Origin of the sequence: Prauserella cavernicola (assembly GCF_016595675.1) — a bacterium.
Classification (GTDB): Bacteria; Actinomycetota; Actinomycetes; order Mycobacteriales; family Pseudonocardiaceae; genus Prauserella_A; species Prauserella_A cavernicola.
On sequence record NZ_JAENJH010000002.1, the window covers coordinates 470,157 to 485,199 of the forward strand.

The 15,043-nt window shown below is 69.3% G+C and carries 15 protein-coding genes, 1 tRNA gene and 1 pseudogene; 5 read left to right on the forward strand and 12 right to left on the reverse strand.

Features of this window, described 5'->3' with window-relative positions:
- Positions 1–102 precede the first annotated feature (102 nt).
- Positions 103–543, forward strand: a complete 441-nt coding sequence (locus JHE00_RS08830; RefSeq protein WP_200316809.1) for a Scr1 family TA system antitoxin-like transcriptional regulator — start codon at positions 103–105, stop codon at positions 541–543.
- Here the strand turns inward: JHE00_RS08830 and JHE00_RS08835 are convergent.
- Positions 540–869, reverse strand: coding sequence for a hypothetical protein (locus JHE00_RS08835; RefSeq protein WP_200316813.1), 330 nt, complete (start codon positions 867–869; stop codon positions 540–542). The two genes, JHE00_RS08830 and JHE00_RS08835, sit on opposite strands and share 4 nt — an antisense overlap.
- Before the next feature lie 234 nt (positions 870–1,103).
- On the opposite strand from JHE00_RS08835, the gene JHE00_RS08840 reads away from it, so the two are divergent.
- Positions 1,104–2,273 (forward strand): cytochrome P450, encoded by a 1,170-nt coding sequence (locus JHE00_RS08840; protein ID WP_200316814.1) that lies wholly within the window; start codon positions 1,104–1,106, stop codon positions 2,271–2,273.
- A 267-nt stretch (positions 2,274–2,540) separates the two neighbouring features.
- Here the strand turns inward: JHE00_RS08840 and JHE00_RS08845 are convergent, their stop codons facing one another.
- The 10 genes from JHE00_RS08845 to JHE00_RS08890 form a co-directional block, all read right to left on the reverse strand.
- On the reverse strand, positions 2,541–3,452 hold the full coding sequence (locus tag JHE00_RS08845; RefSeq protein ID WP_200316815.1) for a DUF4328 domain-containing protein: 912 nt from the start codon (positions 3,450–3,452) through the stop codon (positions 2,541–2,543).
- A gap of 3 nt (positions 3,453–3,455) precedes the next feature.
- Positions 3,456–3,857, reverse strand: a complete 402-nt coding sequence (locus tag JHE00_RS08850) for a rhodanese-like domain-containing protein (protein WP_200316817.1) — start codon at positions 3,855–3,857, stop codon at positions 3,456–3,458.
- Positions 3,854–5,614, reverse strand: coding sequence for a sodium/solute symporter (locus JHE00_RS08855; RefSeq protein ID WP_200316819.1), 1,761 nt, complete (start codon positions 5,612–5,614; stop codon positions 3,854–3,856). Before JHE00_RS08855 ends, JHE00_RS08850 begins: the two co-directional genes overlap by 4 nt.
- Positions 5,615–5,654: 40 nt before the next feature.
- Complete coding sequence (locus tag JHE00_RS08860; protein WP_200316821.1) at positions 5,655–6,137, reverse strand: hypothetical protein; 483 nt, start codon at positions 6,135–6,137, stop codon at positions 5,655–5,657.
- Between the two features lie 6 nt (positions 6,138–6,143).
- Positions 6,144–6,974, reverse strand: a complete 831-nt coding sequence (locus JHE00_RS08865; RefSeq protein WP_200316823.1) for a LytR/AlgR family response regulator transcription factor — start codon at positions 6,972–6,974, stop codon at positions 6,144–6,146.
- Between the two features lie 52 nt (positions 6,975–7,026).
- Positions 7,027–7,869: a S49 family peptidase gene (locus JHE00_RS08870; RefSeq protein ID WP_200316825.1), complete on the reverse strand. Its 843-nt coding sequence runs from the start codon at positions 7,867–7,869 to the stop codon at positions 7,027–7,029.
- 9 nt (positions 7,870–7,878) lie between these two features.
- Positions 7,879–9,168: a histidine kinase gene (locus tag JHE00_RS08875; protein ID WP_200318274.1), complete on the reverse strand. Its 1,290-nt coding sequence runs from the start codon at positions 9,166–9,168 to the stop codon at positions 7,879–7,881.
- Positions 9,169–9,257: 89 nt separating this feature from the next.
- A complete protein-coding gene (locus JHE00_RS08880; protein WP_200316827.1) occupies positions 9,258–10,112 on the reverse strand; it encodes an Fpg/Nei family DNA glycosylase in 855 nt (284 codons plus the stop codon).
- 13 nt (positions 10,113–10,125) lie between these two features.
- A complete protein-coding gene (locus JHE00_RS08885; protein WP_200316829.1) occupies positions 10,126–10,566 on the reverse strand; it encodes a DUF983 domain-containing protein in 441 nt (146 codons plus the stop codon).
- Between the two features lie 81 nt (positions 10,567–10,647).
- Complete coding sequence (locus JHE00_RS08890) at positions 10,648–12,246, reverse strand: sigma-70 family RNA polymerase sigma factor (RefSeq protein WP_200316831.1); 1,599 nt, start codon at positions 12,244–12,246, stop codon at positions 10,648–10,650.
- Positions 12,247–12,437: 191 nt separating this feature from the next.
- Between JHE00_RS08890 and JHE00_RS08895 the strand changes: the two genes are divergently transcribed.
- Together JHE00_RS08895 and JHE00_RS08900 are read left to right on the forward strand one after the other, a co-directional pair.
- Positions 12,438–12,510: transfer RNA gene (locus tag JHE00_RS08895), tRNA-Gly, on the forward strand.
- Positions 12,511–12,711: 201 nt separating this feature from the next.
- On the forward strand, positions 12,712–13,317 hold the full coding sequence (locus JHE00_RS08900; RefSeq protein WP_200316833.1) for a lytic polysaccharide monooxygenase auxiliary activity family 9 protein: 606 nt from the start codon (positions 12,712–12,714) through the stop codon (positions 13,315–13,317).
- Between the two features lie 32 nt (positions 13,318–13,349).
- Here JHE00_RS08900 and JHE00_RS34985 read toward each other — a convergent pair.
- A pseudogene (locus JHE00_RS34985) lies at positions 13,350–13,457 on the reverse strand (peptide-methionine (S)-S-oxide reductase MsrA); the annotation flags it as partial.
- A 7-nt stretch (positions 13,458–13,464) separates the two neighbouring features.
- Here JHE00_RS34985 and JHE00_RS08905 point away from each other — a divergent pair.
- Complete coding sequence (locus JHE00_RS08905) at positions 13,465–14,982, forward strand: recombinase family protein (protein WP_200316835.1); 1,518 nt, start codon at positions 13,465–13,467, stop codon at positions 14,980–14,982.
- The last annotated feature ends 61 nt before the right edge of the window (positions 14,983–15,043 follow it).

The following is a 15,043-nucleotide window of genomic DNA, read 5'->3' on the forward strand; positions in this document are numbered from 1 at the left end:
GTTGTCGGCTGGTTCCACTGCCCGAGCGCCTAGGGCGCCGACGATGTCATCGAGTGCATCAGCGAGTTCACTGAGCCCGTCCGCAGGCGATTCACCGCAACATTGGCCAAGCTGCGCGCCACGCCGCGGGACACCGATCAGGCGGTGCAGGCGCGTATGCAGCGCCAAAACGCCCTGTACGACTCCTCGAAAACGGTCGAGCTGCTCACCACCGCGTTCGCTCTGCGCACGCCCATCGGCGAGCCGACCGTCATGGCCGCACAACTCGACCGCCTACTCGCACTCGACGGCCTCGCGAACGGGCACCTGCGGATCATCCCGCTCGACACCACCGTGCCGATGCCCCTGCTACACGGGTTCTGGATCCTCGACGACTACGTCCACGTCGAGACCCTCCACCAAGACGCGTCGACCAGTGCTCCAGGCGACGTCGAGCTCTACGGGCGGATCGCGGACATGCTGTGGTCGGCTGGCGTCAGCGGTTCCGACGCCCGCCGCATCGTCTCCAACGCCGCCCAGGCAAGCACGCGCGTCTCCGACTAGATCGCGTGCTCCCACACGGCGAGTGCGTGCGCGCTGAACCACGCGCCGCCGAGGACGAACAACGCCAGCGCCGCAAGCTGAGTACTCGTTCGCCGGCGGACGAGCCCTACCGCGACCGGGATCAGCAGGACAAACGCGCCCACGAGCATGAACCGCGGCTTGGCGTGCGGGACGCCGGCCACGGCTGACACGAAGAACCCGGCCGCCGCAGTCGACACCCCCGGCAGATCGGCGACGGCCGCAACGAGCGCCGGATAGAGGGGGAAGAACCCGAACGGCGCCGCAGCGTACGGGTCGCCGTTGGCGTTCCGCGACATCTCGCCCACGCCGCCGTAGCCGCGATCGGCGATGCCGAGGTACTACTGCCCATCCCACACCGTCAACTCGCCGAGCAGCGGCACACCCTGTCGGGCAGACATGAGCGCGAGCACCGCAACGCCCAACCCGCGCACGAGCAGGTAAGCGGCCAACCCCGCGAGCGCGCGGCACCGTAGTAGTCGCGAACACAGCTCGCCAGAAATACGCAGCAGGCGTGATCGCGTGCGAGTTACGCTCGCCCGATGTTCGTCGCTGACGACCCCGCGTTCATCGCCGACCCCTACCCCGAGTTTCACAGGCTGCGCGCCCTCGACGAGGTGCACTGGCACGAAGGACTCGGTCAGTTCATCGCCGTGTCACACGCTGCGGCCGCGGCTGTCCTGCGGCACCGCTCGCTCGGCCGAATCTGGACCGACGCGACGCCGCTTGAACAGTTCGCCTCGTTCAACCTCTTGCATCGGAACTCGCTTCTTGAGAACGAGCCGCCGACACACACGCGGCTACGCCGGTCGGTGTCTGCCGCATTTGCGCGGGGACACGTCGAGCGGCTACGTCCGACGGTCGAAGTCCTAGCCGATGGCTTGGTCGAGACGCTCGCCGAGAAGATCTCTGCGGACGGAGAGGCTGACCTGCTTGAACACGTCGCGCAGCCGCTGCCGGCTCAGGTGATCGCCGAGCTTCTCGGAGTGCCGAAGCAGGAGGCGCCCCGGCTTGTGGTTTTAAGTAACTCCATCGTCAAGATGTACGAGTACGACCTGCCCGAGGATCTGCGGCGCGAGGCCGAGGCCGCCGCGGAGGCATTCGCCGGCTACCTGCGCGAGCTCACCGAGCAACGCGCGAGCCACCCCGGAGACGACCTGCTGAGCCACCTCGTCGCGGCCGACCTGACGGGCGACGAGGTGGTGGCCACCGGCGTGTTGCTGTTGATGGCGGGCCACGAGGCGACCGTGAACGTGATCGGCAACGGCACCACCGCGCTGCTGACCCACCGAAGCGAGTGGAAACGCCTGGTCGCCGACCCCGGGCTCGTGGAACCGGCGACCGAGGAGCTGATCCGGTACGACTCGCCGCTGCAGCTGTTCGAACGCACGGCCACGGCCGACGTCGAGATCGCGGGCCACCGAGTGGCGGAGGGCGAGAAGATCGCCGCGCTGCTCGGCGCCGCGGCGAGGGACCCCGAGGTGTTCGACGACCCCGGCACCCTCGACATCGGCCGCTCCCCGAACCCGCACCTTGGCTTCGGCGGCGGCATCCACTACTGCCTCGGCGCGCCGCTCGCGCGAATCGAGATCGCGGCGGCGCTGGGCGCACTGCGGCAACGGCTGCCCGGACTGCGTCTGGCAAGGCAGCCGGAGCGGCGGCCGGAGTTCGTCATCCGCGGGCTGCGCACGCTGCCGGTCACCACGGACTGACGCGGAACGCACGGCTCGCAGGCTGCGAGTGCACGCCTCTCGGGCGTGAGTGCACCAGCCACGCGGGCTTGCACAACTCGCGAGCCCGAGCGCACGACTCGCCCTCTGGAACGCACGACTCGCGGAGCGCACGACTCGCACGCCCCGCGAATGTGCAACTCGCGCACCGGAGCGGGGGACTCGCGCACCGGAGCGGGGGACTCGCGCGCTGGAGTGGGGGACTCGCGGGCTGGAGCGCGCGGCTCGCGCGGGGTGGCCGCGAGTGGTTCAGCGGGTTGAGGTTTTGGGGCGGGGGTGGCGGGCGACTTCGGGGGCGCCGGTCACCTTCACCACGCGCAGCGGGCGGGCCTGGTGGTGTTCGGTGGGCGCCAGCAGGCTCGTGATGCTGCCGACCACCAGCGCCGTCACCACCGCGAGCCCGGCCGCGGAGAGCTGGGTGAACGCGTTGAGCAGCACGCCGTCGGCGTCGGCCTGCACGCCGTCCTTCATCCGCCAGATGATCGTGAACACCAGCAGCACGGCGTTGAGCACCCACGTCGCCCACCAGCCGTACACCAGCCGCGAGGGCCGGGGGCGCACGTCGGCGGGACGGCGCAGCGTCGCGTGCTCCAGCTCGGCGAGGATCGGGCCCGCGAGCACCAGGTTGGCTCCCGGCACCAGCGTGCCCACCAGCACCTGCCACACCGGGCGCGGCGGTTCCTGGCCCGACTCGTCTGCAGCGGCCGAGCGCGCCACCAGCAGCCACCACACCGCGGCCGCGATCGCGAACAACGCCATCACGAACGTGAGCAGCGAGAACGCGAGCACCATCGCGTCGGACGCACCGACCACGCCGGGGCTCAGCGCGGAGTCCCTGCTCTGCACGAGCAGCACGTAGCGCCAGACCTCCGAGCCACCGGCCACGACGGCGAGCGCCGCGAGCGTCCACAGCAGCGCCACCGCATTGCGCGCGATCATGCGCAGCCGCTGCAGCGGCACGGTGACGTCGGACGCCGTGCCGGGAACGGCCGTCGGCCTTCGCCACGCGAGGTTGGGAAAACCCCAGCGCGGTGGAGTCGGGTAGTGCGGTGGCCCGGTGTAGGGCGCCTGCGCCGTGGCGCGGCGACGCGGCTGCGCGCCGGGGGGCACCGAGGCGACCCACCGCACGCGCATCCGGCTGCGCGGTTGCCAGGGCTGCATGGGTCAGAGCACCTCGGGGGGCACACCCTCGTGGTCGCCGACGATCGCTCGGCCCTCGGTGTGCCACGACTTCATGCCGCCCGCGACATTGATCGCGTCGGCGAGGCCAGCCGCGTTGAGCCAGGCCGCGGCCCTGGCCGAGCGGCCGCCGCTGCGGCACACGACGTAGACGGGCCTGTCGTCGGGAAGGTCGGCCAGCTCACCGGCGCGGGCTGGAAGATCGCCCAGTGGGATGTGCACGGCCTCGGGCGCGTGGCCCGCCGCCCACTCGTCGGGCTCGCGCACGTCGAGCAGCACGAGGTCCTGCGACGGCAGGTCGGACACGGAGGCCGTCGGTATTTCGGCGGGGTTCACGTCCCCATCGTCGCATGTGAAGCCGTTGCCCGGAGGTGAAGACCCCCTCATTTGCGATGCCTGCCGCGCCCCGTGCGCACCCGCTCCTCGGCCTTGCCGAAGCGCGCGACCGCGCGGTCGCGCATGAAACCGAGCGGGTCGGGTGCGTGCAGGCGCAGCATCACGGCGTTGACGTCGTCGGGCACGCGCCGCGCGGTGCCGAGGCTGACGATCACCGTGAACAGGAACGCGGCGGTGACGGTGAACAGCGCGGGCTGCTGGATGAACCACGGCGCCCAGCCGCCGGTGCGCTCGCTGACGGCGTTGAGCACCACGGCGGCCAGCACGAGCCCACCGCCGACGCACATGCCCGCCATCGCGCCGAGCCACGTGAGCCGCCGCCACCAGATGCCGAGCACCAGCACCGGGCAGAACGTCGAGGCCGCGAGCGCGAACGACATCCCGACGCTGAGCGAGAGGTCCTCGATCGGCAGCAGCACCGCCAGCGCGGCGGGCACGGCGGCCACGAAGATCGTCGCCGCGCGGAAGTCCCTGACCTTGCCGCCCAGCAGGTCGGTGGCGATCACCCCGGCCACGCTCACGAGCAGTCCGGACGCCGTGGCGAGGAAGGCGGCGAAGGCTCCCGCCGCCGTCACGGCGACCAGGAGCTGACCGGGCAGTCCGGGCAACATCGCCGCGGGCACCTCGAGCACAGCGGCGTCGGTGTTGCCGGTGACCAGCAACTTCGGCACGTACATCCGCGACAGGGCGCCGATCATCACCGGGAACAGGTAGAACAGCCCGAGCAGCAACAACACCTGCACGGTCGTGCGCCGCGCGGCCTTGCCGTCGGGGTTGGTGTAGAAGCGCACGAGCACGTGCGGCAGCCCCATGGTGCCGAGGAAGAGCGCGAACATCAGCGAGTACGTGGTGAGCAGCTCGGTCGAGTTCTCGGTCGGCCGAAGCCAGCTGTCGTTGGTCAGCGCGCCGTCGTCCACCACGGGCACGCGCGAGCCCTCCGCGAACACCAGCTCGCTGCCCGGCGGCGGCGAGTAGTCCTCACCCGGCAGCCACAGCTCGTCGGCACCGTCGACCGCCACGGGCGTCGGTTGGGCGACGCCCAGCGTCACGTCGGTCTCGATGGTCACCGTGGTGTCGTCGGTGAACCTCGGCGGCGCCTCCTGGCCGAGCGAGCCCGCCGAGCCCGAGCCTCCGGTACCGAAGAACACCACGCACAGGATGAACGTGGGCACCGCGAGGGCGAACAGCTTGAGCCAGTACTGGAACGCCTGCACGAGCGTGATCGCCCGCATGCCACCCGCCATCACGTTGGTGGCGATCACGACCGTGACCAGCACGGCGCCGAGCCACGCGGGCGCGGGCATGATCGCCGTCAGCGCGATCCCGGCGCCCTGCAGCTGCGGCAGCATGTAGAGCACGCCGATGAATACGACGACCCAGGTCGAGAGCGTGCGCAGTGCCGAGGAACCGAGCCTGGCCTCGATGAAGTCCGGCAGCGTGTAGGCACCGGAGCGGCGCAGCGGAGCGGCGACGAACAGCATCAGCGCGAGGTAGCCCGCGGTGAAGCCGATCGGGTACCACAGCGCGTCGGCGCCCTCCTTGAGGACGAGACCGGCGACGCCGAGGAACGAGGCGGCGGAGATGTACTCGCCGGAGATGGCGGCGGCGTTGCGCCGAGAGCGCACGGTGCGGCGGGCGACCAGGAAGTCGTGGGTGCTGCGCGCGAACCTGGACGTGCGGCGACCCAGGTAGTAGGTCACCACGATGACCAGCCCGACGCTGGTCAGCGCCCACGGGTTCACCTGCACGGGCAGATCCTCGCAAAAGTCCGGTACCGCGCCGGCCGGCTCAGTTCTCGATCATGTCGACGAAGTCGCGCTCGTGCCGCTCCGCCAGCCGGTTGTACCACAGGCCCACACCGAACAGCAGCGGGAAGGGGGCCACGGCCAGCAGCAGCCACGCCAACGGGATGCCCACGAAGTTCAGCTCGGTGAACCCAGGCCAGAGGAAGAACACCGCGGGCAACGAGCCGAGCAGCGCCACGACGAGGGCCGCCAGCGCGAGGCCGGACCGCAGCTGGATCTTGATGAGGTCCTTGATGAGCAGCTCGCCCCAGCTGGTCTGCTGCTCCAGCTCCACCCTGGCCCGCAGTGATCCCGAGCTGCGGCTGGGCTCGGCGAGCACCACGCGTTGCCGTCTGATGCGCGGTGGCGGTTCGGGCTCGGCGACTTCGGCGACCGGCTCGACCGGGGGCTCCGGCTGGACGCTCTTGCCGAGCGTTGGATCCGGAGCCCGGATGCCGTCGACACTGGGGTAGAACTCGTCCGTCATGGAGGGTCAGCCGGCGCGGGACGAGCCGACCAGCCTGTCCTTGAGCTCGCGGGTGTGCCGCCTGCTGACGGGCAGCACCTTCTCGTCGTTGCCGATCACGACCTGGTAGCCGCCCTGCCCCATTCGCAGCTCCGTGATCAGCGGCAACGCGACCAGGAACGACCGGTGGATGCGCACGAAACCCGCCTTCTCCCAGCGCTCCTCGAGCTGCGCGAGCGGGATGCGGACCAGGTGGCTGCCCTCGGTGGTGAAGAGCCTGGCGTAGTCACCCTGCGCTTCCACCCAGCGCACCGACGAGCGCGGGATCAGCTTGGTGGTGCCGGCCAGTTCGACGGGGATCACCTCGTCGTCGCTCTTGATGGCCTCGGCGATACCGCCCGGCTCGGGAGCGGGCGTGCTCTGGAGCTTGTCCACGACCCTGACGACGGCCTTGTCGATGCGTTCCTGCCTGGCCGGCTTGAGCACGTAGTCGACGGCGCCGAGGTCGAACGCGTCGACGGCCTCGGTGGCGTGACCGGTGACGAACACCAGGACGGGCGCGGGGTTGAGCGAGGCGAAGACCCGCGACATCTCCATTCCCGACAGTCCGGGCATGTTGATGTCGGCGAACACCGCGTCCACCGGGGGCAGGCCGCGTTCCTTGCGGACGCGGATCTCCTCGTCCTCGGAACCGAGCAGGCGCAGGGCCTCGGAGGCGTCGACCGCGGGGATCACACGGCCGACGTGCGCGTTCGACTCAAGACAGTGCCGCAACTGGTCCAGGCCGGGCAGCTCGTCGTCCACCGCCAGGACGAGGAGCTTCCGAGTGTCGTCGTGAGTACTCACAGTGACCCGCATATTGCCTGGCTAGGCGTCCGATGTCTACACCGCGGTTGGGGAAAAGTACCGGTTACAGACCGAACCGTGACCATGTCGCCCTGCTTTCCACGGCGTCGAGGAGCGCGGCAGCCGGAGCGCCGATACCCAGTCGCGCCAACAGCGCCTTCTTCGGTTCCGCGGCCACGATCTCGGCGTCCGGGTAGCGCAGCCCGACGATGTCGCGCAGGTTGCCGAGGCCGTCGACGAGCCCCAGCTTCGCGGCCTTGGCCCCATGCCACACGTCACCGGTGAACAGGTCTTCCTCGCTGGTCAGGCGGTCGCCCCTGCGCTCGCGGACCCAGTCGACGAACATCTCGTGCAGTTCGTTGTGGAGCTTGCCGAGCCACTCGATGTCCTCGGGCTTCTCGGGGCTGAACGGGTCGAGCCGGGACTTGTTCTTGCCGGCGGTGTAGAGCCTGCGCTCCACGCCGAAGCGCTCGAGCAGCCCGGGGAAGCCGAAGCCGCCGGAGATCACGCCGATCGAGCCGACCAGCGAGGTGCGGTGGGCGAAGATCTCGTCGGCGGCGCACGCCAGCCAGTAACCGCCCGAGGCCGCGACGTCCTCGGTGAACGCCAGCACCGGCACGTTCTTCTCGTCCGCGAGCTGCCGGATGCGCTCGGCGACCAGCCCCGACTGGGTCGGCGCCCCGCCCGGCGAGTTGATCGACAGCGCGACGGCCTGCAGCCGGTCGTGGTCGAAGGCCCTGGTCAGCGCGGACTCGACGGTGGCGAGGTTGATGACACCCCTCGCCAGCGGAGTCGACTGCGGGTTGATCACCCCGTGCAGCTTGACGACCGAGACCACGTCCTTGCGGTCGCTCCGGTCACCGATTTTCGGAATGCGCGAGGTCAGCCGCTGTGTCGTCGTACCCATGGCACCACACTAGCCAGGATTGGGGGCGCTGCTCTGTAAAGCGGACTTGCCCTGGCCGTTGCGCCGCGCAGGCTGGGCGGGCACGTCGGCCGAGAACTTGAGCATGTCCGGGCGCACTCCCCTGACGAACTTCGGCACCCGCATGGTCACCTTCATTCCCGCACCGGGAGCGGTCTCGACCATCAGCGAGTACTTGTTGCCGAACACCTGGTTCATCCGCCGGTTGATGCCGGTGAGGCCGATGTGGGCACTGCTGCTGGAGTCGCGCATGCCGTCGAGCAGCTCGGGGTCCATGCCCACGCCGTCGTCCTCGACGCTGATCTCGGCCTCGGTGCCGTAGTCCTGGGCGGTGACGGTGACCGTGCCACCGCCGGGCTTGTTGGCGATGCCGTGCTTGACGGCGTTCTCCACGAGCGGCTGGATGAGCAGGAACGGCACGACCACCGACTGCACCTCGGGCGCGATCTTGAGGCGCACGTTGAGCCTGCCGCCGTAGCGGGCGCTCTCGATCGTCAGGTAGCGGTCGATGTTGCGCAGCTCGTCGGACAGCGTGGTGAACGTGCCCTCCGTGCGGAAGCAGTAGCGCGTGAAGTCGGCGAAGTCCTGCAGCAGCTCCCTGGCCTCCTCCGGGTCGGTCCGGATGAGCGAGGAGATGGTGTTGAGTGCGTTGTAGACGAAGTGCGGGGAGATCTGCGCGCGCAGTGCCTTGATCTCGGCCTGGTGCAGCTGGTGCTTGGTCTCCTCGAGCCGCGCGGACTCGAGCTGCGTGCCGACGAAGCGGGCGACGGCATCGGCCATGTGCACGATGCGCTTGCCGCGCGTCTTGCCGACCACGATCAGCACCGCGTCGGTCTTGTCCTCGACGATCAGCGGCACGATCACGGCGGTGCGCATGCGGCACGTGCCGCGGTGGTTGCACGGCATCTTGTCGTGCGAGACCACCTCACGCCGGTGCTTGCGGATCGCGGTGCCGACGGTGTCGACGAGGTCGACGTAGTGGTCGTTGGCCTCGCCGTCCCACGACAGGAGCGTGCCCTCGCCGTCGGTGATGCCCACCGCGATGCACTTGAGCAGCTGCAGCAGCCGGGTGGTGACCTTGTCGGCGACGGCCTGGTCCAGTCCCTCGCGCAGTTCGAGCGGCGCCTTGGACATGAGGTAGACGGCCTCGAGCACGGCGTCGTCGACGGCCCCGCTCGGCTTGCGGCTCTTGATCAGCATCGCCGCGAGCGCCACGAGCGCGACCACCGCGACACCCCATGGGATGACTTGAGTGGTCAGCAACCCGGACACGGCGTCAATGCTCTGCGCTCCCGGGTCCCCGTGCAAGGGCTAGCCCCACACTTTCCGTGTGTAAATCGCGACTGGCGGTTGTCACTCACGGTCGCGGCTCACTTGAGCAGTCTCGACATGCGACGGTCGGCCAGCGGCTTGCCTCCGGTCTGGCAGGTGGGGCAGTACTGGAACGCCTTGTCGGCGAAGGACACCTCGCGCACCGTGTCGCCGCACACCGGGCACGGCAGCCCCGTGCGCGCGTGTACCCGCAGGCCGGAGCGCTTCTCCCCCTTCAGGCGCGCCGCGTCCTGGCCCACCGAGCGCTCGACGGCGCCGGTGAGCACGTCGCGCACGGCCTCGGCGAGCCGGTCGATCGCCTCGCCCGAGAGCTTCGCCGGCGTCGCGTACGGCGACAGGCGCGCGACGTGCAGGATCTCGTCGGAATAGGCGTTGCCGATGCCCGCGATCACCCGCTGGTCGGTGAGCAGCGTCTTGAGCCGCGCCGTCTGTCCCTCGAGCAGCTTGGCCAGGCCGTCGCGGTCGAGGTCGAGCGCGTCGGGGCCGAGCCGCGCGATGCTGGGCACCTCGGAGGGATCCGCGACGATCCATACGGCGAGCCCCTTTTTGGTGCCTGCCTCGGTGAGGTCGAACCCGGGACCGCCCAGGTGAACGCGCAACGCCAGTGGGCTCTTGCCGCCTGGGCGGGGCGGGGTCGGCGAGAGCGAGTCGGACCAGCGCAGCCAGCCGGCCCGCGCGAGGTGCACGATCAGATGCAGGTCACCACAGGTGAGGTCCAGGTGCTTGCCGTGCCTGTCCGCGCCGGTGACCTCCTTGCCGTGCAGCTCGGTCCACGGCGGCGCGACCGTCTTGAGCACGCTGAGCGAGGCGACGTCCACCCTGGTCACCGTGCGGCCGACCGCGTGCTCACGAAGGTGGAACGCGAGTGCTTCGACTTCCGGCAACTCGGGCATGGCTCACTCCGCGCTACTCGACTGGATGCAACGGCCCTTCGAAGTCCGGCAGATCGTGGCGCGCGATCGACTTGACGACCCTGTTGATCTCGCTCCGCACCGTGAAGATTCCCCTGACGGTGCCGACCCAGCGTTCCGAGGGGCGCTCACCGGTGACGTCGCCCTCGGTCTCCGCGACGACGGTCCACGGCCTGCGCAGGATCCAGCGTAATGGGAAGAACAGTGCGAGGAGCAGAACCGCGAGCGGCACCCACTGGGGCACCCTGACGTCGTCCGGCATCCACACGAGCAACACGATGGCGAGGCCCGCGGCCACGGCCGCCATGACGATCCCGGGTGCGTAGCTGGCCGCCACGTCGTGTTCGAAGTCGTCGGCGGTGGCAGGCCGACGCCACTCCATCTGGCCGCGAATGACCCATTCCCGGCCGTCAGAACCCCGGACCAGCCGGTTCATCGCTTCCTCCGCACGCCCGCCCGAGCAAGTTCCGGTGAAACCGTACCGTGATCTTGAGCCTCGCGGGAAGTCCGCGTCCGGCTAGCGTTCACACGCCCAGTGATGCAGCTTTCGCTCAGGGTCCCAGGTCGGGTGGCCCATCCGGCAGGGTCGCGACGGGTCGGCAGAGCCGGTCCGATCGGGCCCCGGCCGCGAGGACGACAGCGAGCCCGTGTGGCTCCAGGGGTGCGTGGTGGTCGTGCGCGAACTCGTGGAGGCGGGCCGATCCGACGTGCCCGACGGCAGGTCGGACCTCGACGTGCTGGAGTCGGTGCTGCTCATGGTCGTGTCTGCGGGCTCGGACTCGCCAGGCAGGTCACTGCGCGGCGAGTCGGAGTCGCCGTCCTGGTCCTCTCCCTGGTCGTCGTCGTTGCCGGGCGGCACGTGGACGCCGGGCAGCTCGGTGGCCTCGCCCTCGGCGCGGCCCTGCCCTGGCAGATCGACCGGCTCCGGTTCGACGGGCAGCGAGTACTCGGTCGCACCCTGCTCGACGGCAGGCTCGGGTTCGAGCCGTTTGGAGGAGTCGACGACATGGCCGGGCTCGGCCACGCCCGTTCCCGGGACCACCGTCGGCGTCCGCGACACGGGCACGGAGGTGGACTCCGCGATCTGGAGCTCGACGGAGCTGCCCTCGCCGGGCAGGCCGATCGAGTCCTGCACGTCCGAGTTCACGGGACCCGCGGCGACGCCGACGGCGCCGACGGCCGCGGTGGAGGCGAGCGCGAGCCCGAGCTTGACGTTGGTGCCGATCGCGGCGAGCGCCGTACCGCCCGCTCCGCCACCCGCGGCGACGCTCGCTCCACTCGCGACCGTGCCGGCTGCTCCCGTCACGCCGGTGACCCCGCCTGCCGCGCCGAGTCCGGACCCCGCGCCCATCGCCAGTCCGGCGGCGGGCAGCAAGAGCACGATCACGCCGGCGTGAGCGCGCAGCGACGAGCAGACGTCCCTCAGCTCGTCATGGGTCGTCCGGCACGAGGCGCAGGTGACGAGGTGGGCCTTGATCTTGCGGGCCTCGGAGCCGGTGACGCTGCCCGCGGTGTAGCCGCCGAGCTTCTCCACGACGGTGCGGCAACCGTCGGAGCTGCGGTTCACGGCGAGGTGAGCCTGCAAGTACGCGGCCCGCAGACCGAGCCGGGCCCTGCGGGCGAGTGCGGCGGTGGCGTTGGCGCTGAGTCCGAAGTGCGCGGCGGCGTTGGCGGGCTGCACGCCCTCGACCTCGGTCTGCCACAGCACGGTCTTCCAACGCTCGGGAAGGTTGGAGAAGGCCCTGGTGATCAGCGTGGCCTCGGCGGTGCGGTTCTGGTAGTCGGCGCTCACGCCGACGCGGCTGGTGAGCTCGTCGTCGGTCACCGGCACGTCGCGGCGGGCACCGTGCCATTCCCAGGAGACGCGGCGAGCGACGGTCAGCAGGTAGGCGCGGACGTTGTCGCGGGGGCCGTTGCCCCGGCGGACCGCCTGCAGGACGCGGAAGAACGTCTCGGCCGTGATGTCCTCGGCTTCCGAGGCGTCGGAGGCGAGACCACGGGCCAGCCTGCGCACGGCCGCCGCGTGGAGTTCGAACAGCTCGCCGAACGCGGCGTCTTCGCCGAAGCGCAGTCGGGCGAGCAGTGCCGGCTCATCGGATCCGGTAACACGGTCCATCCAGCCAGGCACCCCCTCCGGGCCGTAGCCCTTTCGGTTGAACGTTGAACACCATACGGAGCCACCGCAGCGTCGTCACCCCTTGTACTACGGAAGTGACCAAATGCCCACATTCAGGGATGGACGGGTCCCCCGCAACCCCAGAGCGGGCTCGGTATAGACTGTTCGAGCACGGCCGGAAAGCAGTGCATGCGGACGTAGCGCAGCTGGTAGCGCATCACCTTGCCAAGGTGAGGGTCGCGGGTTCGAGTCCCGTCGTCCGCTCTCAATTTTTTACAGCTCCCCCACTCGGGGGAGCTTTTTTCTTGCTTCAGTCCGGTTCGCTCAACGGATTACTCCATCTGCCTTTGGTATGGACCATTTTGGCCACGACGTAAGTCAAGCGGTTCGGCCGGTTAGTGGTCTACACCAATCTTCTCCCGGGGAGAAAATCTCTGACATCGCTTCCGGTGAGAGGAGAAGACGATGTTCGGTACCCGCACCCGTCGCGCGGCAGGAATCGCCACGCTGAGCCTCATCCCGCTCGGCGCGGCTGTGGCTCTGGCCCCCACCGCGTCCGGACATGGCTACACGCAGAACCCGCCGAGCCGCCAGCTGGAGTGCCAGCAGGGCTCGGTCGGCGACTGTGGCCCGATCCAATGGGAACCGCAGAGCGTGGAAGGCCCCAAGGGCTTCCCCGCGGAGGGACCCGCCGACGGCCAGATCTGCGCCGGCGGCAACGAACCGTACGCACCACTCGACGACCCGTCGAAGTCGTGGCCGAAGACACCGATGTCGAGCGGTCAGGACTTCGAGTTCAAGTGGACGCTCACGGCCGCCCACTCGACCTCGTCGTTCCGCTACTTCGTGACCAAGGACGGCTGGAACCCCTCCGAGCCGATCACGCGCGATCAGCTCGAGCCCGCACCGTTCCTGAACGTGGACCTCGGCGGCGAGCAACCGCCGTTCGAGGTGTCGCACACGGGCACCCTGCCCGAGGGCAAGTCCGGCCACCACGTGGTGCTGTCCGTGTGGGACGTCGCCGACACGGCGAACGCCTTCTACGCGTGCTCGGACGTCGACTTCGGCTGAGCGTCAGTCAGCACACCACTGCCCGTCGACGGTCACGAACCGTCGGCGGGCAGTGTCAGTCCCACCGGGCACGAGACGCCCGTGCCGCCGAGACCGCAATAGCCGTTCGGCACCTTGTACAGGTACTGCTGGTGGTAGCTTGCTGGTATGGGCGATAACTCAGATAGCCCTCTGCCGGTCGTCTCATACGCGCGTATCAGCGACGACACGGAAGACGACGCACACGGCGTGCGGAACCAGCACCGCACCAACCGGCGTACTGCCGAACGGCTCGGCTGGCAAGTCGTCAAAGAGATCACCGACAACGACATCAGCGCGAGCAAGGCGAACACCGCCCGCGAGGGCTTCCAGGAGATCGTCGCCGCGCTGCCCTCCGGCGTGCTCGCCGATGGCACGCGTTTCGACGGCGTCGTCGTCCTGAACGATGACCGGCTGGCGCGACGCGCCGCCGATTACGAGAGCTTCGTCGAAGCGCTCACCGAGGAGCCCGGACGCGTCTTCGGTGACGAGCACGGCGAGAAGGACCTCTACAGCGAGACCGTCGAAGGTATGGGCCTCGTCGGGGTCGTGTTCTCCAAGATCGAGGCTCGCAAAACGCGCCGACGCATGCGGCAGTGGCACCGCGACCGCGCCGAGGACGGCAAGCCGCCGGGCGGTCGCCGTACGTTCGGCTGGCGAGAAGACCGCATGACGCGGGAGCCGACCGAAGCAAAGCTACTGGCCGACGCGGTCGAGGAATTCATTGCGGGCAGGTCACTGAACTCGATCGTCCGCGATTGGCAGCGCCTCGGCGTCAAGACGTCCACCGACCGAGATTGGACCACGACTTCTCTGAAGCGCCTGCTCCAAAATCCGAGGCTGTGTGGGTACCGGCGCATCGGCGGTCAACTCGTCCACGACGATCACGGCCGGCCTGTCGTCGGAGCGTGGGAACCGGTCGTGACGCCGGAGCAGTGGCAAGCGGTCGATGCGCTCTTCCGCGCTCGCGCGGGCCACCGAATCGGCAGCGACGGCAAGCCCGTCGAAGCGCTGCCCGTGGACCACCGTGAACACCGCTACCTGCTGAGCGGCATCCTCCGATGCGGCAAGACGAAGCCCGACGGCACGGTCTGCAACGCCCAGCTCAGAGTTACACGGCAGCGGGACTGCAAGCACCACATCTACGCCTGCGCCACCAAGGGCCGGGGTGGCTGCGGCGGACTCGGCCGACGCGGCGACAAGGTCGACGAGTACATCACCGAGCTAGTGCTGGCGAAGTTGGAGCAGCGGCAGTCCGTAACGAAGGACGCTGGCCCGTGGGTCAAGGAAGCAGAACTCGAACGCATCGAGAGCAAACTCGCGACACTCACTGCTCAGTGGAAGAACGACCAGGTCACGGACGATTTCTTCTTCGCCAACGTTCGCGACCTCGAGCAAGAGCGGACAAACCTGCGCAACGAACGGGCACGTCATGCCGCTACGACCCAACGAGCGGCAAGGGACACGAGTGACGTACGGCGCCGCTGGAACCTGCCGCCGGAGGAAGGCGGCCTCGATATCCCCCAGAAGCGGGCCTACGTGCGCGAAGCCTTGCACGCTGTGATCGTGCTGCCGGTCGGCAAAGGCAACGGCAGCCGAGGGAACTTCAACCCGGATCTTCTGGTGCCCGTCTGGCGCGAGGAGTAGGAATAGCGCCCGGCCTTACTGCACAACTATCAGCGAGGCTTGCGCCAGCACAGAAGATCTC

What these genes read in the sequence shown, in the direction of transcription:
- JHE00_RS08845 (WP_200316815.1), bottom strand. Translation starts at nt 3,452, where the DNA reads ATGCAGCCCTGGCAACCGCGCAGCCGGATGCGCGTGCGGTGGGTCGCC.
- JHE00_RS08865 (WP_200316823.1), bottom strand. Translation starts at nt 6,974, where the DNA reads ATGCGGGTCACTGTGAGTACTCACGACGACACTCGGAAGCTCCTCGTC.
- JHE00_RS08890 (WP_200316831.1), bottom strand. Translation starts at nt 12,246, where the DNA reads ATGGACCGTGTTACCGGATCCGATGAGCCGGCACTGCTCGCCCGACTG.
- JHE00_RS08860 (WP_200316821.1), bottom strand. Translation starts at nt 6,137, where the DNA reads ATGACGGACGAGTTCTACCCCAGTGTCGACGGCATCCGGGCTCCGGAT.
- JHE00_RS08900 (WP_200316833.1), top strand. Translation starts at nt 12,712, where the DNA reads ATGTTCGGTACCCGCACCCGTCGCGCGGCAGGAATCGCCACGCTGAGC.
- JHE00_RS08840 (WP_200316814.1), top strand. Translation starts at nt 1,104, where the DNA reads ATGTTCGTCGCTGACGACCCCGCGTTCATCGCCGACCCCTACCCCGAG.
- JHE00_RS08870 (WP_200316825.1), bottom strand. Translation starts at nt 7,869, where the DNA reads ATGGGTACGACGACACAGCGGCTGACCTCGCGCATTCCGAAAATCGGT.
- JHE00_RS08885 (WP_200316829.1), bottom strand. Translation starts at nt 10,566, where the DNA reads ATGAACCGGCTGGTCCGGGGTTCTGACGGCCGGGAATGGGTCATTCGC.
- JHE00_RS08905 (WP_200316835.1), top strand. Translation starts at nt 13,465, where the DNA reads ATGGGCGATAACTCAGATAGCCCTCTGCCGGTCGTCTCATACGCGCGT.
- JHE00_RS08880 (WP_200316827.1), bottom strand. Translation starts at nt 10,112, where the DNA reads ATGCCCGAGTTGCCGGAAGTCGAAGCACTCGCGTTCCACCTTCGTGAG.
- JHE00_RS08850 (WP_200316817.1), bottom strand. Translation starts at nt 3,857, where the DNA reads ATGAGGGGGTCTTCACCTCCGGGCAACGGCTTCACATGCGACGATGGG.